The sequence below is a fragment of the Serratia sp. OS31 genome, from assembly GCF_014164835.1.
In the GTDB taxonomy this organism is placed as follows: domain Bacteria; phylum Pseudomonadota; class Gammaproteobacteria; order Enterobacterales; family Enterobacteriaceae; genus Serratia; species Serratia liquefaciens_A.
This window is the reverse complement of record NZ_JACJFQ010000020.1, coordinates 1-18,223: the sequence shown is the minus strand read 5'-3', so window position 1 is coordinate 18,223 and position 18,223 is coordinate 1. Positions and strand designations below refer to the sequence as shown.

General features: G+C 57.0%; 19 protein-coding genes and 1 pseudogene. 15 read left to right on the top strand and 5 right to left on the bottom strand.

Going from position 1 to position 18,223, the window contains the following annotated elements; all coding sequences use genetic code 11:
• The first annotated feature begins 29 nt into the window (after positions 1-29).
• The 13 genes from pilM (at position 30) to trpS (ending at position 10,280) form a co-directional block, all read left to right on the top strand.
• Complete coding sequence (pilM, locus tag H5P17_RS16710) at positions 30-872, top strand: type IV pilus biogenesis protein PilM (RefSeq protein ID WP_182824106.1); 843 nt, start codon at positions 30-32, stop codon at positions 870-872.
• Positions 872-1,408, top strand: coding sequence for a PilN domain-containing protein (locus tag H5P17_RS16705; protein ID WP_182824103.1), 537 nt, complete (start codon positions 872-874; stop codon positions 1,406-1,408). Before pilM ends, H5P17_RS16705 begins: the two co-directional genes overlap by 1 nt.
• Positions 1,401-1,925, top strand: a complete 525-nt coding sequence (locus H5P17_RS16700) for a hypothetical protein (RefSeq protein ID WP_182824101.1) — start codon at positions 1,401-1,403, stop codon at positions 1,923-1,925. The genes H5P17_RS16705 and H5P17_RS16700 overlap by 8 nt, the downstream gene beginning before the upstream one ends.
• Positions 1,918-2,274: a DNA utilization family protein gene (locus H5P17_RS16695; RefSeq protein ID WP_182824099.1), complete on the top strand. Its 357-nt coding sequence runs from the start codon at positions 1,918-1,920 to the stop codon at positions 2,272-2,274. The genes H5P17_RS16700 and H5P17_RS16695 overlap by 8 nt, the downstream gene beginning before the upstream one ends.
• Positions 2,271-3,515 carry a DNA uptake porin HofQ gene (gene hofQ, locus H5P17_RS16690; RefSeq protein ID WP_182824097.1) on the top strand — a complete coding sequence of 415 codons (1,245 nt, stop codon included), beginning with the start codon at positions 2,271-2,273 and terminating at the stop codon, positions 3,513-3,515. The genes H5P17_RS16695 and hofQ overlap by 4 nt, the downstream gene beginning before the upstream one ends.
• 6 nt (positions 3,516-3,521) lie before the next feature.
• Complete coding sequence (locus tag H5P17_RS16685; RefSeq protein ID WP_020837331.1) at positions 3,522-3,752, top strand: hypothetical protein; 231 nt, start codon at positions 3,522-3,524, stop codon at positions 3,750-3,752.
• A gap of 113 nt (positions 3,753-3,865) precedes the next feature.
• Positions 3,866-4,387: a shikimate kinase AroK gene (gene aroK, locus H5P17_RS16680; RefSeq protein WP_004391482.1), complete on the top strand. Its 522-nt coding sequence runs from the start codon at positions 3,866-3,868 to the stop codon at positions 4,385-4,387.
• A 93-nt stretch (positions 4,388-4,480) separates the two neighbouring features.
• Positions 4,481-5,578, top strand: a complete 1,098-nt coding sequence (gene aroB / locus H5P17_RS16675; protein ID WP_044554773.1) for a 3-dehydroquinate synthase — start codon at positions 4,481-4,483, stop codon at positions 5,576-5,578.
• A 157-nt stretch (positions 5,579-5,735) separates the two neighbouring features.
• A complete protein-coding gene (locus H5P17_RS16670; RefSeq protein WP_044554772.1) occupies positions 5,736-6,758 on the top strand; it encodes an SPOR domain-containing protein in 1,023 nt (340 codons plus the stop codon).
• A 277-nt stretch (positions 6,759-7,035) separates the two neighbouring features.
• A complete protein-coding gene (dam, locus tag H5P17_RS16665) occupies positions 7,036-7,848 on the top strand; it encodes an adenine-specific DNA-methyltransferase (RefSeq protein WP_044554771.1) in 813 nt (270 codons plus the stop codon).
• A gap of 56 nt (positions 7,849-7,904) precedes the next feature.
• On the top strand, positions 7,905-8,582 hold the full coding sequence (rpe, locus tag H5P17_RS16660; protein ID WP_020837326.1) for a ribulose-phosphate 3-epimerase: 678 nt from the start codon (positions 7,905-7,907) through the stop codon (positions 8,580-8,582).
• Positions 8,575-9,273 (top strand): phosphoglycolate phosphatase, encoded by a 699-nt coding sequence (locus H5P17_RS16655; RefSeq protein ID WP_044554770.1) that lies wholly within the window; start codon positions 8,575-8,577, stop codon positions 9,271-9,273. Before rpe ends, H5P17_RS16655 begins: the two co-directional genes overlap by 8 nt.
• Before the next feature lie 2 nt (positions 9,274-9,275).
• On the top strand, positions 9,276-10,280 hold the full coding sequence (gene trpS, locus H5P17_RS16650; RefSeq protein ID WP_182824095.1) for a tryptophan--tRNA ligase: 1,005 nt from the start codon (positions 9,276-9,278) through the stop codon (positions 10,278-10,280).
• Between the two features lie 50 nt (positions 10,281-10,330).
• On the opposite strand, the pseudogene cysG reads toward trpS, so the two are convergent.
• The 4 genes and pseudogenes from cysG to nirB all read right to left on the bottom strand — a co-directional run bounded on the left by cysG (position 10,331) and on the right by nirB (position 15,486).
• A pseudogene (gene cysG / locus H5P17_RS16645) lies at positions 10,331-11,733 on the bottom strand (siroheme synthase CysG).
• A gap of 49 nt (positions 11,734-11,782) precedes the next feature.
• Complete coding sequence (nirC, locus tag H5P17_RS16640; RefSeq protein ID WP_044554767.1) at positions 11,783-12,583, bottom strand: nitrite transporter NirC; 801 nt, start codon at positions 12,581-12,583, stop codon at positions 11,783-11,785.
• Positions 12,584-12,613: 30 nt separating this feature from the next.
• Complete coding sequence (gene nirD / locus H5P17_RS16635) at positions 12,614-12,940, bottom strand: nitrite reductase small subunit NirD (RefSeq protein ID WP_182824093.1); 327 nt, start codon at positions 12,938-12,940, stop codon at positions 12,614-12,616.
• Entirely contained in the window at positions 12,937-15,486 is a 2,550-nt protein-coding gene (nirB, locus tag H5P17_RS16630) for a nitrite reductase large subunit NirB (RefSeq protein ID WP_182824091.1), read from the bottom strand. Before nirB ends, nirD begins: the two co-directional genes overlap by 4 nt.
• A 303-nt stretch (positions 15,487-15,789) precedes the next feature.
• Between nirB and H5P17_RS16625 the strand changes: the two genes are divergently transcribed.
• Positions 15,790-17,058 carry a cytosine deaminase gene (locus H5P17_RS16625; protein ID WP_220496880.1) on the top strand — a complete coding sequence of 423 codons (1,269 nt, stop codon included), beginning with the start codon at positions 15,790-15,792 and terminating at the stop codon, positions 17,056-17,058.
• Positions 17,059-17,112: 54 nt separating this feature from the next.
• Here H5P17_RS16625 and H5P17_RS16620 read toward each other — a convergent pair whose 3' ends face one another.
• Positions 17,113-18,042 carry a Fic family protein gene (locus H5P17_RS16620; protein WP_255477941.1) on the bottom strand — a complete coding sequence of 310 codons (930 nt, stop codon included), beginning with the start codon at positions 18,040-18,042 and terminating at the stop codon, positions 17,113-17,115.
• Positions 18,043-18,126: 84 nt separating this feature from the next.
• Between H5P17_RS16620 and H5P17_RS16615 the strand changes: the two genes are divergently transcribed.
• A partial coding sequence (locus H5P17_RS16615) for a transposase (protein ID WP_182824087.1) occupies positions 18,127-18,223 on the top strand: 97 nt, incomplete at its 3' end.

Sequence of the window (18,223 nt, the reverse complement as noted above, 5' to 3'; positions counted from 1 at the left end):
CATCTGACGATATGGAGGTCGGGCGAAATATGTTCACTCAAGCATGGCAGGTGGGGCTGGATATACAAAGTCACTGCATTCGCGCTCTGGCAGCACAGCGCCGCCGCAACGGCTGGCAACTGCGTCACTGGTGGCAACAAAGGCTACCGCAACCGGTGTTGCGAGAAGGCTGCCTCGAACACCCCGAGCTGCTGATTCAGGCATTGCGACAATGGCGAATTCAGTTACCAAGACATATTTCCTTACGCATTGCATTGCCCGCCCAGCGGGTTTTACAGCAGCAGATGCCGCTGCCGGACGCCAGGCTGAAAGAGCCGGCTCGCGGTGAATACATCATCAGTCAGGGTTTAAAACAGTTCCCGCTGGACAGCCAGACGCTGGCACTGGATTACCGACCCTCCCCGCCGGATCCCGGTACTTTGCTGCTCACCGCCGCGCGACAGCAGGAGTTGGAGCAGTGGCTGCACTGTTTGCATCAGGCCAATCTGCAGCCGCAGGCGGTCGATATCACTCCTTGCGCACTGCGCATGATGGCAACGGCGGCAGGCGTGTCGGCTGAAGCCGGTTTGCTGCACCGTCTCGATCGGGAGTGGTTATGGGTCGCCCCCTCTCCCCAGGCCCTTGCCTATGGCATTGTCAGCCTGGGGGAGGCCGAAGGGGCCGACCAGGCGCTGACGGCGATGCATGCCGCCTGTCCGTCGCTGGCGACGCAGCAGATTTACTATAGCAGCGTGCTGGATGAGCTGCCTCCGTCGGGGAGTTTACCCTGGTCACCGTTCAGCGCTTTCAGTCAGCTGCGTCCGCCGCAGCCACCCGTGCCGGCGGCGTTTGTATTGGCCGGCGGTTTGGCGCTGCGTGCAGAGGACCGCTGATGTATCAGGTTAATCTTCTGCCCTGGCGTGCGTGCATCCAGCGGCGCCGTGCTGCTTTCTGGTTACGCCTGTTCGTGCTGCAACTGGTGCTGGGGTTGGCAGCGCTAATGGGGGCTTATGGCCTGTTGAGCCAGCAACAGGAACAACAGCATCAGGCATTGTTAGCGCTGGCCCGGCAGCAGGCTGAATTGACGGGGCGCTATCAGCAACGGCAACAGGCAATGATTCGCCTGGCGAACCTGACCGCACAGGCGGAGCAGCATGGCAAGAATCTGGCGCACAACCGACGCCATCTTAACTTGCTGCAACAACTTTCGGCCCTGCTGCCTGCGCCGCTGTGGCTTAGCGCACTGGAAAGCAATGCGCACAATCTTACCCTGCGGGGCTTGAGCCACCGCTACGAAGCTGTAACCCAGTTTGAGCAACAGCTGACCGCATTGCCGTTGTTGCGGCGTGGCCAACTGGCCGAGGTGGTACAGCGTCAGGATGGTTTGTTTTCATTTTCCCTGGTGGCGCAGTGGGGACGGGATGAGTAAGCCACTGCCGTTTTGGCTGACGAGATGCCTGATCCTGCCAGGGTGGAAGCTGTTAAGCATGCAGTGGCTGGCATTGAGTGGGCTGTTCCTGCTGTTCGGCCTGCTGCTGTTGCAGGGCCCGTGGCAACAACTGGGCAAAACCCAGGCGGAGCAGCAACGAGTGACGCAACAAATAGCCCCTTTGGCGGCACAGCTGGCCCGCATGCCGACGCTGGAGGCGCTGAATCAAAAGCTGCAACAGGTTGCGCAACCGCCTGCCGCGGATGAAGCATTGTCGGAGGTATTGCAGCGGGTAGATGCGGGGCTGCAACGCTGGCAGCAGCAGGAAAACTCCTCGCGGCAAACCCTGCAACTGCACCTTGATTACGGCCGCTTGTTAAGGTTACTGGACGCGCTGCCTGCCAAACTGCGTATCGACCAGATGACGATTGGAACACAGCAGGAGGGGCTAACGGTGCAGTTCACTTTTCAGGATGTGGCCGTGGCTGAGGCTGCAGCGGTAACGCCCAATGAATAAAAACCTCGGGTTATGGCTGCTGTTGCTGCCGATATCGCTGCTGGCGCAACCTCGGGACCCTTTCAGGCCGCTACCCTCGCCTGACTGCGCGACACCGGCGGAATCGCCGGCGAGCTGGCAACTAAAAGGCATCATCGGGCAAGCGACGTTGCGCTATGCCTGGATCGTTACCCCCGCTGGGCAGTGGCTGCGGGCCAAACCTCGGCAAACGCTGCTGGCCGGGCGCTGGCAAGTGGAACAGGTGCTGGAACGGCAATTGACGCTCAAAGAGGCGCTGGGTGATCCGGCATGCCCGGCCGCCGAAAACAGGGTGGTGCTGACGTTGGGAAAACATAAGGAAGAAAAATGAAAGGATACCGTTGGCTGCCTGTCGCGCTGCTGTGGGGAAGCGCTATCGCAAGCGCAGGACAGGAACCCGCCCCCATTTCACTGGAGTTTCAGGATGCGCCGGTTGCGGTGGTATTGCAGGCGCTGGCGGATTATCAGCAACTGAATGTGGTCACCGCTGCGGGTGTAGAGGGTAACCTGACGCTGAGATTGGATAACGTGCCCTGGCGGCAGGCGCTGGCCGTGATTTTACGCATGGGGAAATTGACCATGACGCTGGAGGGCAACGTCATGATGGTGTTTCCCGAGCCGAGCGAGCAGGAAAAGCAGCGGCAACAGCAGGCACTGGCGCAAAAACAGCCCTTGCACAGCGTGACTCTGCCGTTGAACCATGCCGATGCGACCGAGATTGCCGAAAACCTGAATGCTCAGGGCGGTATATTGCTGAGCGAGAGAGGCAGCGTGGTGGCGGACAAACGCACCAATGCCGTGCTGATCCGAGATACCGCACCGACAGTGGCGTTATTGACTCAACGGATCGCGGAAATGGACACGCCGTTGGCACAGGTGCAATTGGCGGCGCATATCGTCACCATCAACAGTGAAAGCTTGCGGGAACTTGGCGTGCGTTGGGGATTGGCACCGGATGCGCGACCGGCAAAGTCGTGGCAGTTGGATGGCTTCAACGTGGCGTTGCCGCTGGAACGCAGCGCCGTCAGCGCAGGTTTTCACCTGGCACGCATCGGCGGACGATTGCTGGATCTGGAATTAATGGCGCTGGAACAGGAAAACCGGGTAGAAATTATCGCCAGCCCTCGGCTGCTGACGGCCAACCTGCAAACCGCCAGCATTAAGCAAGGCACTGAAATCCCCTATGAGGTGAAGAGTGGTTCCAGTGGGGCGACATCGATGGAGTTTAAAGAGGCGGTGCTGGGGATGGAGGTCACGCCACAAATTTTGCCCAATGGCCGCATTACCCTGACGTTGCAAATCAGCCAGAACATGCCCGGGCGTTCAATCAGCCGTGGGGCAGGCGAGGCGCTGGCGATAGATAAGCAGGAGATCAAAACCCAGGTGACGGTGAAAGATGGCGAAACCATCGTTTTGGGCGGCGTATTTCAGCGTCATGGGGCCCGCGGGGCCGATAAGGTGCCCGGTATTGGCGATGTGCCGCTGCTGGGATCTTTGTTCAAACAGAGCAGCAAACAGCATAAACGGCGCGAGCTGGTGATATTCATTACTCCGACATTGATTAAGGCCTGAGCGTCAATGTGTCAGGTTCGTGGGAAATCACCTAAAGTTGATGAGCAGATGCACTTTTTTATCGCCTTGGGGGCATCTGCGTTTGACGCTGCGACCGATTTAGCTTACAAGGGTTACCGAATTGAGCACCGAGGTTTTTTTGTTAGCGCCAAGACGCCGTTAAAAACGTATGGTTTCCCTCCTGCGGCGTGGATTGCGATTTATTCGGTTGCCAAACTACCAAGAGTGTTGAGATAATTTTCCGTCTGATCTCGCACTATCGTTCATGAGGTTTCAGTTTAGGTCCCGCCGCTGATTTGATTGGCGGGGCGGGTTAACATTAACGAATTGTCTTAGTAATACCGAAAAACATGGCAGAGAAACGCAATATCTTTCTGGTTGGGCCTATGGGTGCCGGCAAAAGCACTATTGGCCGTCAGTTAGCTCAGCAACTCAATATGGAGTTTTTCGACTCCGATCAAGAAATTGAGCGACGTACCGGAGCTGACGTGGGCTGGGTATTCGACGTGGAAGGTGAAGAAGGTTTCCGCGATCGTGAAGAAAAAGTCATTAATGAACTGACGGAAAAGCAAGGCATCGTGCTGGCTACCGGTGGCGGTTCGGTTAAATCGCGTGAAACGCGTAACCGTCTGTCGGCGCGTGGCGTAGTGGTGTATCTGGAAACCACTATCGAGAAGCAATTGGCCCGTACCCAGCGCGACAAAAAGCGTCCGCTGCTGCAGGTTGATTCTCCTCCGCGTGAAGTGCTTGAAGCGCTGGCGAAAGAGCGCAATCCGTTATACGAAGAAATTGCAGATGTCACCATCCGCACCGACGATCAAAGCGCCAAAGTGGTTGCCAACCAGATTATCAACATGCTGGAAAGCAACTGATTGCGGTTTCCGTGTTCGCCACGGCAAATGCGGAAAGACTGATTGTGTTCCCCGCAGTAGCGGGGATAAACCACATTGAGAACTGAGCGCGACATGGAGAGAATTACCGTAACGCTTGGGGAGCGCAGCTACCCGATTACCATAGCCGCCGGATTGTTTAACGATCCGGCTTCTTTTATGCCGCTGAAGGCGGGTGAACAGGTAATGCTGGTCACCAACCAAACCCTGGCGCCACTCTATCTGGACCGCGTCCGGAAGGTGCTGGAGCAGGCCGGCGTCATGGTGGATCAGGTGATTTTACCTGATGGCGAACAGTACAAATCCCTTGCCGTGCTTGAGCAGGTGTTCTCGGCGCTGTTGGAAAAACCGCACGGTCGCGATACCACGCTGATTGCCCTGGGCGGCGGCGTGGTGGGCGATCTGACCGGTTTTGCCGCCGCTTGTTATCAACGCGGTGTCCGCTTTATTCAGGTTCCTACCACGCTGCTGTCGCAGGTGGACTCTTCCGTTGGCGGTAAAACCGCCGTCAATCATCCGCTCGGCAAAAACATGATCGGCGCCTTCTATCAACCCGTTTCCGTGGTGGTTGATCTGGATTGCCTGAAAACCCTGCCGGCGCGTGAGCTCTCCTCTGGTCTGGCTGAAGTGATCAAGTACGGGATCATTCTCGACCGCGATTTCTTTGTCTGGCTGGAAAACAATATCGATGCGCTGATGGCGTTGGACATGCAGGCTCTGGCCTATTGCATCCGCCGCTGTTGTGAACTCAAGGCTGAGGTGGTCGCCGCCGATGAACGCGAAAGCGGTCTGCGTGCGCTGCTGAATCTGGGCCATACTTACGGTCATGCTATCGAAGCTGAAATGGGCTATGGTGTGTGGTTGCACGGTGAAGCCGTTGCCGCCGGCATGGTGATGGCGGCAGAAACCGCACACCGCCTCGGTCAGTTCTCCGTCGAAGATATTGAACGTATTAAAGCACTGTTGCTGCGCGCCGGTTTGCCGGTATGTGGCCCGCAGGAAATGGCACCGGAATCTTATCTGCCACATATGTTGCGCGATAAGAAAGTACTGGCCGGTGAGCTGCGCCTGGTACTGCCGACGGCCATTGGCCAGGCGGAGGTCCGTGGCGGGGTGGGGCATGAAATGGTGCTTGCTTCGATCGCAGCTTGCCTTCCTGCACGGAATGCCTAAGTAAATCGGACGAAGTAACAGTGGCTTAGCCGCCGTTTACATCTATATTAATATGTGTAAAGCATGCATGGCATCGCTTTACCATCATCGGGTTAATCTGCCCGTGCCACGGTAGGTCTACAGTGGTGGGCTTTTGCCTCTAGTTGGAGGGTTTCAGATGGATGAGTTTAAACCGGAAGACGATCTCAGACCTGATAGCAGCGATCGTCGTCCTGCACGTTCGCGCAAGCCGGCTCCGGGACCGCGTTTCGCCGTTTCACGTCAGCATTTAATGATTGGTATCGGTATTTTGGTGCTGTTATTGCTGATTGTCGGCATTGGCTCGGCGCTGAAAGCGCCAACCAAGCATGAAGCGGCTCAGGAAGGCGCACAAAATGGCGCAGCCAAAGACATTAACCTGTCTGGTTCTTCTTCGCTGACGGCCGGTAATTCCGGCGTACCAGGCGGCACTACCGACACCAATGACAATAACGGCGTGAGCAGCAGCTCTCAGCCGCAAACCGTCAGCGTTCCACCGATCGCCAGCACCCCGACTGAAGCGCAACCGCAGCCACAACAGGGCGGCGCGCAGCAACGGGTTGATCTGCCGGGTAATATGTCGGATGCGTTGTCCGCCCAGCAAGGACAGGTTGATACCGCAACGCAGGGCATGACGGGGCCGGCTTCGACCCTGCCGACGGCTCCTGCCACCCTGATGAACGGCGCAGCGGCGAAAGAAACCGTACGTCCGGTTCAGGGAACGGCGTCACAGCAACACAAAACGCCGGCAAAATCCGTCACCAAGCCAGCGGCTACGGCCTCGCAGCATAAAGCGCCGACCACGGTGTATACGCCAGCGCCGACCTCTTCTGCCAAAGCGGGAGCGGCAAGTGCCAAGGCGGGTGCCGTAAGCGGCAGCGCTGGTTCGCTGCAGTCTGCACCGGCAGGCCATTATACTCTGCAACTGAGCAGTGCCTCGCGTTCAGACACGCTGAATGCGTATGCCAAACAGCAGAAATTGCAGCATTATCTGGTGTACTCGACTCAGCGTGACGGCAAGCCTTGGTATGTGCTGGTGAGTGGCAACTATGCCTCTTCGGCAGAAGCGAAGCGTGCAATCGCGACGCTGCCGGCGGATGTTCAGGCGAAAAAACCATGGGTTCGACCTGTACGCCAGGTACAGCAAGAACTGAAAAAGTAACCCGGTAGATTTCAAGCTGCAGTCAGACGGCAAGAGCAGGGGTTTCAGACATTGAGGGGCGCAGCATGCTGCGCCCATGTTAATCGGGGCGCGCAATTTAGCCCGCGACAGATGACTGAAGTGGCCAGGAAACAGGCTGAACGACCGTGCGTGGCCGACGATGCTGCGGCTTGAAGTATGAAGGGTATCAATCACTTAAATTTGTGCGCTGATGTGCTGTCTGAAACAGAGTACAATCCGCCGCTCTGAATTGTATAATAAGTAGCTAATTGACGGCATGAAGAAAAACCGCGCTTTTTTAAAATGGGCTGGTGGAAAATACCCGCTGGTGGACGAGATTCGTCGTCATCTACCAGCAGGCGACTGCTTAATCGAGCCCTTCGTGGGTGCGGGTTCAGTCTTTCTGAACACGGAATACGATGCCTATATTCTCGCCGACATCAACAGCGATCTTATTAACCTGTATAACATCGTTAAGCTGCGTACGGATGACTTCGTGCGCGATGCCCGCCTCCTTTTCACCGATGAATTCAATAAGTCGGATCAGTTTTACCTGCTGCGCGAACAGTTCAATACTAGTGACGACCCTTATCGCCGCGCGCTGCTGTTTCTTTATCTGAACCGCCACTGCTATAACGGCCTGTGCCGATATAATCTGCGTGGGGAATTCAATGTCCCGTTTGGACGTTACAAGAAACCGTACTTCCCGGAGGAAGAGCTGTACTGGTTCGCCGAAAAATCCCGCAACGCCACTTTTGTCTGCGAGCATTACCGGGATACCATGGCAAAAGCCGAGCGTGGTACCGTAGTGTATTGCGATCCGCCGTATGCGCCATTATCGGCGACGGCGAATTTTACCGCCTACCACACCAACAGCTTCAGCATGGCCGATCAACAAAGCCTGGCGTTGATGGCGCATCAGCTTTCGGTTGAAAGCCAGGTGCCGGTATTGATTTCCAACCACGATACCGAACTGACGCGTGACTGGTATCAGCACGCCTCGCTGTACGTGGTGAAAGCGCGCCGCACCATCAGCCGCAATATTCTTGGTCGCAGCAAAGTGAATGAACTTTTGGCGCTTTATCGTTAAACCGGGGTTACGCCCCGGCGTATCACAAATTCGAACCCTACGTTTGGAGATAGCGGATGAAAAAATTTTTGATTGCCCCGTCCATTTTGTCGGCAGATTTTGCTCGCCTGGGTGAAGACACGGCCAACGTGCTGGCCGCAGGTGCCGACGTAGTGCACTTCGACGTGATGGATAACCACTACGTTCCCAATCTGACCATCGGGCCGATGGTTTGTCAGGCGCTGCGTAACTACGGCATCACCGCACCGATTGACGTGCATCTGATGGTGAAGCCGGTAGACCGCATAGTACCGGACTTCGCCGCAGCGGGTGCCAGTTACATCTCTTTCCATCCGGAAGCCTCCGAACACGTCGATCGCACCATTCAATTGATTAAAGAACACGGCTGTAAAGCCGGCTTGGTATTCAACCCGGCGACGCCGCTGAGCTATCTCGATTATGTGATGGATAAAATCGACGTGATCCTGCTGATGTCGGTCAACCCTGGCTTTGGCGGCCAGTCGTTTATCCACGGCACTTTGGATAAGCTGCGCCAGGTGCGCAAGCTGATCGACGAAAGCGGTCGCGATATCCGTTTGGAAGTGGATGGCGGGGTGAAGGTTGACAATATCGCCGAAATCGCCGCAGCCGGTGCAGACATGTTTGTCGCCGGTTCAGCCATCTTCGGCAAGCCGGACTATCGTCGGGTGATTGATGATATGCGCAGCGAACTGGCGAAGGTGACGCATGGCTGATTTCAGTGCCATCCGCGCTCTGGCGTTTGATCTCGATGGCACGCTGGTAGACAGCGCGCCGGGACTGGCCGCCGCTATCGATATGGCGCTGGCGGAAATGGGACTGCCGCAGGCCGGTGAGGCCCGGGTCAGCACCTGGATTGGCAATGGCGCAGACGTGCTGGTGCAACGCGCGCTGCGCTGGGCCGAAGTGGAAGCCACGCCGGAACACTGCCTGCAGCTGCGCGAGCGTTTCGATCACTTCTATGCGCAAACCGTGGACAACGGCAGCCTCCTGTTTCCTCAGGTGAGGGAAACGCTGACCCAATTGGCCGCGCAAGGGTATCCCATGGCGCTGGTGACCAACAAGCCGACGCCGTTTGTCGCCCCCTTGCTGGCTGCGCTGGGCATTCTCGATGACTTCTCGCTGATTATCGGCGGTGATGACGTGGTGGAAAAAAAACCGCACCCGGCACCGCTGTATCTGGTTCTCGGCAAGTTGGGCCTGCGTGCCAACGAGTTACTGTTTGTGGGCGATTCCCGCAATGATATTCAGGCGGCGCAGGCGGCTGGCTGCCCAAGCGTTGCGCTGACCTATGGTTATAACTACGGCGAGGCGATTGCCCTGAGCCATCCCGACCGCGTGTTGGAGCGCTTTGCCGATTTGTTGCCCGCTCTTGGGCTGTCATCTTTAGAGAATCAGGAAATTTAAACATGAGTAAGCCCATCGTATTTAGCGGCGCACAGCCGTCCGGTGAACTGACCATTGGCAACTACATGGGGGCCCTGCGTCAGTGGGAGAAAATGCAGGACGATTACGACTGCATCTACTGCATCGTTGATTTGCACGCGATCACCGTACGTCAGGACGCAGAGAAACTGCGCAAAGCTACGCTGGACACGCTGGCGCTGTATCTTGCCTGTGGTATCGATCCGCAAAAGAGCACCATCTTCGTGCAGTCTCACGTGCCGGAGCATACGCAGCTGAGCTGGGTGTTGAACTGCTATACCTATTTCGGCGAACTGAGCCGTATGACCCAGTTCAAAGACAAATCCGCACGCTATGCGGAGAACATCAACGCCGGCCTGTTCAGCTACCCGGTGCTGATGGCGGCGGATATCCTGTTGTACCAGACTAACCAGGTTCCGGTCGGTGAAGACCAGAAGCAACATCTGGAACTGAGCCGTGACATCGGTCAGCGTTTCAATGCCTTGTACGGCGATGTGTTCAAAGTCCCTGAACCGTTTATTCCCAAGTCCGGCGCTCGCGTGATGTCGCTGCAAGAGCCGACCAAGAAAATGTCCAAGTCGGACGATAACCGCAACAACGTGATTGGCCTGTTGGAAGATCCGAAAGCGGTGAGCAAGAAAATCAAACGTGCGATGACCGATTCCGAAGAGCCGCCGGTCGTGCGTTACGACGTGGCGAACAAGGCGGGGGTATCAAACCTGCTGGATATTCTCGCCGGTGTGACCGGCAAGAGCATCGCTCAGCTGGAAGCCGAGTTTGAAGGCCAGATGTACGGCCACCTGAAAGGTGCGGTAGCCGAAGCGGTATCGGGCATGCTGGGTGAGCTGCAGGAGCGTTACCACCGTTTCCGCAATGACGAGGCCTTACTGCAGCAGGTAATGCGTGACGGCGCGGCCAAGGCTCGTGCTCGTGCGCAGGAAACGTTGGCCAAGGTTTACCAGGCGGTTGGCTTCGTGTCGCCACTGTGATCCTCGCCATAAATGAAAAGCGGCCATTGGCCGCTTTTTTTACGTCTGGATTAAGCCATTTGCGCCAGCGGCGGTGGTGATTCCTGACTGGAGAACCAGTTCAGTTTGCTGCGCAGGCTCACCACGCTGCCGACGATGATCAAACTTGGGCTGGCGGCTCGCAAGGCCAGGGTTCCCAGCTGGTTCAGTTCCCCTTCGATCACCTTTTGACGACAAGAGGTGCCGTTCTCTACCAACGCCACCGGGGTGGACGCCGGCATACCGTGCGCAACCAGTTGGCGCTGGATCTCTGCCGCCTGCGTCAGGCCCATGTAAAACACCAGCGTTTGTTGTCCGGCGGCCAGCGTTGACCAGTTCAACCCGCCATCGCGCTTGGCGTGCCCCGTCACCAGGCGCACGCTTTGCGCATGGTCGCGATGGGTCAGGGGAATACCGCTGTAGGCTGAACACCCGGAAGCGGCGGTAATGCCCGGCACCACTGAGAATGGAATATTGGCGTCGGCCAGCGTTTCCAGCTCTTCGCCGCCGCGGCCAAAGATAAACGGGTCACCGCCTTTCAGTCGTACCACGCGCTTACCTTGTTGCGCCTGCTCGAGCAGGATTTGGTTAATCTGATCTTGCGGCACGCAATGATTGCCGGCACGTTTGCCGACGAAAATGCGCTCGGCATCCCGGCGAACCAGCGTCATGACCTCATCGGAGACCAGGCGGTCATAACCACCACGTCAGCCTGCTGGATCTGCTGCAGACCTTTCAGGGTCAACAGGCCTGCGTCACCCGGTCCGGCGCCCACCAGCACCACTTCACCGCATTGTTGCTGTTGATGGCTAAACAGCTCCTCGATCTGCCGATCCGCCAGCGGTTGGTCATTATTGGCCAAAGATTGCGCCAGGCGGTCGTGGGCAAACAGTTTTTCCCAAAAACGACGGCGCGCACCGATATCGGCGAAGTGTTTTTTCACCCGTTGACGCAATGAACCGCCCAACTGCGCCAGCTTGCCAAGGTGCTGAGGCAGCATGGCCTCCAGTTTTTCTCGCAACAGCCGCGCCAGCACCGGCGCTTTACCGCCGGAAGACACCGCGACCATAATCGGTGAGCGATCGATAATCGACGGCATGATAAAGCTGGCGCGCTTGGGATCATCCACGACGTTGCAGAACACCCGTTGCTGATTGGCGCATTGATACACCAACGCGTTGACTTCGACCCGATCGGTGGCGGCGATCACCAGCCACTTTTCTGCCAGCAACGCCGGGCTGAACTCGCCTTCTGCCAGCGTGACCCGGCCAAGCGCGGCCCATTCGTGAAATTGCGGGCTGAAGCTGCAGGAGTTGACGGTCAACGCCGCGCCGGCATCCAGCAGCAGACGGGCTTTGCGTTCGGCAATCTCGCCGCCACCGACCAGCAGGCAGGCTTTGTGTTGCAGTTGGCAGAAAATCGGCAGGTAATCCATCGGCAATCCTCGGGGCAATCAGCAGTGGGGCGCAAAGCGCCCCGGAATATTATGCGGTTTGACGCGTTGCGGCTTTTTCAGCCTGCGGCCGTTCGGCACGCGGTGTGGCGTACCAGTAACCCAGGCCCATCAGCACCGAGCCGGACAGGATATTACCCAGCGTCACCCACAGCAGGTTATGGCCGATGCCACTCAGGGTATAGGCCTCGCTGTGATGGCCGAACCAGGACAGGGCGAACAGCGTCATATTGGCGACCGAGTGTTCATAGCCGGAAGCAATAAAGGCCAGCAGACACCACCAGATGGCGATGAACTTGGCGGCACCTTCCACGCGGATCGCCATCCAAATCGCCAGGCAGACCAGCCAGTTACACAGTACGCCCTTGAAGAACAGCACTTCCGCCGGTGCGGTGGTTTTCGCCAACGCCGCGGTGTGCACCAGACTGGTGTCCACCGGCAACAGGCTGCCGCCGCCGTAATAGTACATCAGCGCCACCAGCACCGAGCCCAACAGGTTGCCCAACCAGGTCTGCGGCAAGACAGCCCACATTTGGCTTTGACGGATGGTGCCGGCCTTGACGCCGAGCGTCAGGAATAGGGTGTGGCCGGTGAACAGTTCGGAACCGGCGATGATCACCAGCGTCAGGGCGATGCCGAAGGTGGCACCCATCACCAGCGGACGCAGGGATGGATCGACCAGATTGCCGAGGGTGAAGATCAAAATGATGCCGAGGCCGACGTAGGCCCCGGCCATTGCCGAGCTGATCCAAAAGCCCAGCGGGCTGTGTTTCGCCAGCCGGACGATGCGCGCCGCGTTGGCGGCGCATTTGTTGATGGTATCGGTGAACATGCTGCTTCCCCTGAGGTTAAAGTAGAAATATCAGGCCGCGACCTGCACCATGCCGTCCAAAACCCGGCTGGTGAAATGCGCGACGGAGCGGCTGTCATCTTCCAGACAGTAACCGTCGTGCAGGCGGAAATGTTGTTTTTTTAACGGGCTGGCGACCCACAGCTCACCCTGATGTTCGGCGATCAGCCCGCGTGACAACACGCTGGCCTGGGCGAAGGGATCAATATTGCTGATGGCAAAGACCTGCTCGTCGGCGTAGGGGCGGAATATCGCCACCTGCTGGTCGCCAATCAGGGCACACACGCCGGTGCCTGGCAGGATATCGGTGATGGGGCAAAGGGTTATCCACTGGCTCATGCGTTGTTCTCCTCGACTTCCAGCAGGGTGACAGGAATGCGTTCATCCGGGCGGGCCGGGCGATGCTGCTCGCGTTCGGCGACCACCTGGACGTTCGGATCGCGCTGGCTGCTGTTGATAAAGTGGGCGAAGCGTACCTGAGCTTCAGGGTGCTCAACGGTTTCTTTCCACTCGCAGATCACCGCGTCGCGCAGGCGGGCGATTTCGGCTTCCAACTGAGCGTTGATGCCCAGTTTGTCGTCAATGATCACTTTGCGCAGGTAATCGATGCCGCCTTCCAGGCTTTCCAGCCATACCGAGGTACGCTGCAGCTTATCGGCGGTGCGGATATAGAACATCATGAAGCGATCGAGGTAGTGTTCCAGCGTCTCGCTGTCGAGGTCAGCCGCCAGCAGATCGGCATGGCGTGGCTTCATGCCGCCGTTGCCGCAGACGTACAGGTTCCAGCCGTTTTCGGTCGCGATAATACCGACGTCCTTGCCCTGCGCCTCGGCGCATTCACGGGTGCAACCGGAAACGCCAAACTTCATTTTGTGCGGGGTGCGAATGCCTTTGTAGCGGTGTTCCAGCTTGACGCCAAACCCGACGCTGTCGCCGACGCCATAGCGGCACCAGGTGCTGCCAACGCAGGTTTTCGACATGCGCAGCGCCTTGGCGTAGGCGTGGCCGGTTTCAAAACCGGCGGCAATCAGTTTGCTCCAAATGGCCGGCAGGTCGTCTTTTTGCGCGCCGAACATGCCGATGCGCTGAGAGCCGGTCATCTTGGTGTACAGATTGTATTCCTTGGCGATCTGGCCGACCGCCATCAAACCGTCCGGCGTGATTTCACCGCCGGCGGAGCGTGGGATCACCGAATAAGTGCCGTCTTTCTGGATATTGCCGAGGAAGTTGTCGTTAGTGTCCTGCAGCGGCGTATGTTGCGGTTTGAGCACGTACTCATTCCAGCAGGAGGCCAGCAGCGAGCCAACGGTAGGTTTACACACTTCGCAGCCGTAACCCTTGCCGTATTTAGCCAGCAATTCGTCGAAAGACTTGATGCCTTCAACGCGGATCAGGTGGTAGAGCTCCTGGCGCGAATAGGCGAAGTGCTCGCACAGGTGATGGTTGACTTCGATGCCCTGTTTGGCCAGTTCGGCGTTCATCACCTGGGTGATCAGAGGAATGCAGCCGCCGCAGCCGGTACCGGCCTTGGTTTCAGATTTAATGGCCGCAACGGTATGGCAGCCCATACCGACCGCTTTGATGATGTCGCCTTTGCTGACGTCGAAGCAGGAACAGATTTGTGCAGTTTCCGGCAGGGAGTCGACGCCGATGGCCGGTTTACTGCCGGCGTGCGAAGGCAGGATCAGACCGTCCGGGTTTTCCGGCAGTTCAATGGCGTTTAACGCCAACTGCAGCAGGTTGCCGTAGTCGCTGGTATCACCCACCAGCACCGCGCCGAGCAGGGTCTTGTTGTCTGCGCTGACCACGATGCGTTTATAAATTTCTTTGCTTTCATCCAGATAAACGTAGCTGCGCGCCCCTTCGGTACGGCCATGGGCATCACCGATGCCGCCGACGTCGACACCCAGCAATTTCAGCTTGGCGCTCATGTCTGCGCCCAGGAAGGTATTTTCGCGCCCCAGCAGATGGTCAGCCGTGACCTGCGCCATTTTATAGCCTGGAGCAACCAGGCCGAAGGTGCGGTCGCGCCACGAAGCGCATTCGCCGATGGCGTAAACGTCAGGATCTGAGGTTTGGCAACTGTCGTTGATCACGATGCCGCCCCGGCGTGCGGTAGCTAGCCCGCACTGATGGGCCAGTTTGTCCTGGGCACGGATGCCGGTGGAGAAAACGATAAAGTCGACTTCCAATGCGGTGCCGTCGGCGAACTGCATGGTCTTGCGCGCCTGTTCCCCGCCGTTGACGATTTCCTGGGTGTTTTTACCGGTGTGAACTTTGACGCCCATGCGTTCGATTTTACGACGCAGCTGATCGCCACCCATTGGATCGAGCTGTTCTGCCATCAGTACCGGCGCAAACTCAATGACGTGGGTTTCTACGCCCAGGCTTTTCAACGCGCCTGCGGCTTCCAGCCCGAGCAGGCCGCCGCCGACCACGGCACCGCGTTTGCTGCGGCGTGCGCAAGCTTCGATGGCGTTGAGATCTTCAATGGTGCGGTAGACGAAGCAGTCCTGACTGTCCGAGCCTTTGATCGGCGGGATCCACGGGTAAGAGCCGGTGGCCATGATCAGCTTGTCGTAGTACACCGTGCGGCCGGTGTTGGAGTGAATGACTTTTTCACTGCGGTTGATGGTGATGGCCCGCTCGCCGACCAGCACTTTTACGCCCTGTTTTTCGTAAAAGCCTTCGCGAACCAGCGAGAGTTCTTCGGCGGTGTGGTGGGAAAAATAAGAAGACAGGTGCACACGGTCGTAGGCGATGCGCGGTTCTTCACAAAATACGGTGATGTCGAACTGGTCTTTGTCTGCTTTTTCCAACAGATCTTCGATAAACCGGTGGCCGACCATGCCGTTCCCGATGACAGCAAGTTTGACTCTGCTCATTATTGCCTCAAAATTCTGGTTTCCTAGGGTTACCTTATTCTTCCCCACGGGCGATTTATTGATGCAAATCAATCGCCCCTCTATATACCTCTTATGTGGTATATGGATGATTTTTATCGATATTTGATAAGTTGCGGTTTTTATTCATCTTTAGCTGAAACGAGCCAGTTAACGCGAATTCTACTTATTTGGGAGTAAGGGGCGGGGTAATAACCGCAAGGGCGCTTTGTCAGTCTGATCCGCTGCCAGTATGATGAATAAAACAGGCTGGAACAGCAGAGGTGAAGCGTGGCCAAGAGTCCATTGAAGTTTATCGATAACCTGCGTTTAAGCGGGCATGAAGGGCTGTGGCAACTGGCCATTGAACAGGGGCGCATCGCCCATATCGTGCCGCAGCCGGAAGGGCAAGAGTGGCGCAACGACGTGCTGGATGCGCAGGGCGGGCTGGCGCAGCCGGCATTTGTCGAGCCGCATATCCATCTGGATACCACCCAAACTGCCGGGCAACCGGCCTGGAACCAGTCAGGTACTCTATTTGAAGGCATTGAACGCTGGGCGGAACGCAAGGCGTTACTGACCCACGAGGACGTCAAGCAACGCGCCTGGCAGACGCTGAAATGGCAGATCGCCAACGGCGTGCAGTACGTCCGTACCCACGTTGACGTTTCAGACCCGACCCTGACGGCGTTGCGTGCGATGCTGGAAGTGAAGCAGGAAGTGGCACCCTGGGTTACGCTGCAAATCGTCGCCTTCCCGCAGGAGGGCATCATGTCTTATCCCAACGGCGAAGCCCTGTTGGAAGAGGCGCTGCGGTTGGGGGCCGACGTGGTGGGGGCCATCCCGCACTTTGAATTCACCCGGGAATACGGCGTGGAGTCGCTGCACAAGGCGTTTGCTCTGGCGCAGAAATACGATCGGCTGGTGGATGTCCACTGCGATGAGATTGACGACGAGCAGTCGCGATTTGTCGAGACCGTGGCGGCGCTGGCGCTGAAAATGGACATGGGTGCCAGGGTGACCGCCAGCCACACCACGGCGATGCACTCTTACAATGGCGCCTATGCATCACGGCTGTTCCGCCTGCTGAAAATGTCAGGCATCAATTTTGTTGCTAACCCGCTGGTAAATATCCACCTGCAGGGGCGCTTCGACAGCTACCCGAAGCGGCGCGGCATCACCCGGGTGAAAGAGATGCTGGAGGCGAATATCAACGTCTGCTTCGGTCATGACGATGTGTTCGACCCCTGGTACCCGCTGGGGACCGCCAACATGCTGCAGGTGCTGCATATGGGGCTGCATGTGTGTCAACTGATGGGATACGGCCAAATCGATGACGGGCTGAAACTGATCACCAGCCACAGCGCACGGACGTTGAACCTGACCGATTACGGCCTGATGGCAGGGAACAGTGCCAACCTGGTGATTCTGCCGGCGGAAAGCGGTTTTGACGCGGTGCGCCGACAGACGCCGGTGCGCTATTCGATACGGCAGGGAGCGGTGATCGCCGAGACCCAGCCTGCCGAAACCACGCTGTATCTGGCGCAGGATGAGAAGGTGGATTTCCGGCGCTAAGGCCGGGCTATTCACCTTTTTCGTTCGCTACAAAAGGCTTATCACCCGGTGTTTTTAATCATTGCGTAATATATCTACATAGGCCTGATAGACATAGCTTTTGCTTCTTAATCGACCGGTCGTTTCCATCAATATTCCCGCAGTTTCCAGCGCTTTGATGGCGGCGCTGGCTGTCGGGAAGGAGACGGCTAATTCCGCTTGAGCTCGTTCCACGGTCAATTTTGGCATTGTAGGCAATAGCTCAAAAAGGCGCAGTGTTTGCAGTGTGCTTGATGCCGTACCGAGAATTTTTTTTCTGTCAGTTGCGATCAACGAAGCTATCTGAATGATGCTTCGTTGCGCTTCTTCTGCAGCGACTTCAACCCCTTGAAGAAAGAACGTCACCCAGGATTCCCAATCTCCATTGCTCCTGATTTCGGACAAACAACGATAGTATTCGGTCTGATGAGCCTTTAGATATCCAGATACATACAATAATGGCTCAGGCAAAATCTCCCATGTTTCAAGCAACATGGCGATGAGCAAACGACCTATGCGGCCATTGCCATCAAGAAAAGGATGAATAGTTTCAAACTGAGCATGCGCCAAAGCTATCCTCACCAGAGGGGGCAAGGTTGGTTTTTCATCGTGAATGAACATCTCGAGCTCGGCCAGTAAATGGGCAACATGCTCCGGCGGCGGTGGAACATACGCTGCATTACCTGGGCGAGTGCCGCCAATCCAGTTCTGACTGGTTCGTATACTGCCCGGCTGCTTGTTGGCACCACGAATGCCATCCAGAAGAATTTTGTGGGCTTCTGTTAATAAGCGGACCGATACAGGTAATCCCGTTGGAGAGAGTATTTGCTCACGGACAAATCTAAATGCCTGCAGATACCGGGTGACTTCTTCGACATCATTCGCATTCGTTACAGACAACCCGGCTTCTTCATCAAAAACATCTGTCAGCGTCGCCTGAGTCCCTTCAAGCTGAGAAGTGAGCAAAGCTTGACCCTACCCCAAAATCCTGCTCCATTCAGAAACAGAATTCCGGCATGATAATGACTCCCCTGAACGGAGGATGTGCCGATGAAAAAGTCACGATTCACCGAAGAGCAGATTGTTTTTGCCCTGAAGCAGGCTGAACTGGGTACGTCAGTGCCGGACGTCTGTCGCAAGCTGGGCA

What these genes read in the sequence shown, in the direction of transcription:
- H5P17_RS16670 (WP_044554772.1), top strand. Translation starts at nt 5,736, where the DNA reads ATGGATGAGTTTAAACCGGAAGACGATCTCAGACCTGATAGCAGCGAT.
- aroK (WP_004391482.1), top strand. Translation starts at nt 3,866, where the DNA reads ATGGCAGAGAAACGCAATATCTTTCTGGTTGGGCCTATGGGTGCCGGC.
- H5P17_RS16695 (WP_182824099.1), top strand. Translation starts at nt 1,918, where the DNA reads ATGAATAAAAACCTCGGGTTATGGCTGCTGTTGCTGCCGATATCGCTG.
- trpS (WP_182824095.1), top strand. Translation starts at nt 9,276, where the DNA reads ATGAGTAAGCCCATCGTATTTAGCGGCGCACAGCCGTCCGGTGAACTG.
- dam (WP_044554771.1), top strand. Translation starts at nt 7,036, where the DNA reads ATGAAGAAAAACCGCGCTTTTTTAAAATGGGCTGGTGGAAAATACCCG.
- H5P17_RS16685 (WP_020837331.1), top strand. Translation starts at nt 3,522, where the DNA reads ATGTGTCAGGTTCGTGGGAAATCACCTAAAGTTGATGAGCAGATGCAC.
- nirD (WP_182824093.1), bottom strand. Translation starts at nt 12,940, where the DNA reads ATGAGCCAGTGGATAACCCTTTGCCCCATCACCGATATCCTGCCAGGC.
- nirB (WP_182824091.1), bottom strand. Translation starts at nt 15,486, where the DNA reads ATGAGCAGAGTCAAACTTGCTGTCATCGGGAACGGCATGGTCGGCCAC.
- rpe (WP_020837326.1), top strand. Translation starts at nt 7,905, where the DNA reads ATGAAAAAATTTTTGATTGCCCCGTCCATTTTGTCGGCAGATTTTGCT.
- aroB (WP_044554773.1), top strand. Translation starts at nt 4,481, where the DNA reads ATGGAGAGAATTACCGTAACGCTTGGGGAGCGCAGCTACCCGATTACC.
- H5P17_RS16655 (WP_044554770.1), top strand. Translation starts at nt 8,575, where the DNA reads ATGGCTGATTTCAGTGCCATCCGCGCTCTGGCGTTTGATCTCGATGGC.
- H5P17_RS16705 (WP_182824103.1), top strand. Translation starts at nt 872, where the DNA reads ATGTATCAGGTTAATCTTCTGCCCTGGCGTGCGTGCATCCAGCGGCGC.
- nirC (WP_044554767.1), bottom strand. Translation starts at nt 12,583, where the DNA reads ATGTTCACCGATACCATCAACAAATGCGCCGCCAACGCGGCGCGCATC.
- H5P17_RS16700 (WP_182824101.1), top strand. Translation starts at nt 1,401, where the DNA reads ATGAGTAAGCCACTGCCGTTTTGGCTGACGAGATGCCTGATCCTGCCA.
- pilM (WP_182824106.1), top strand. Translation starts at nt 30, where the DNA reads ATGTTCACTCAAGCATGGCAGGTGGGGCTGGATATACAAAGTCACTGC.
- hofQ (WP_182824097.1), top strand. Translation starts at nt 2,271, where the DNA reads ATGAAAGGATACCGTTGGCTGCCTGTCGCGCTGCTGTGGGGAAGCGCT.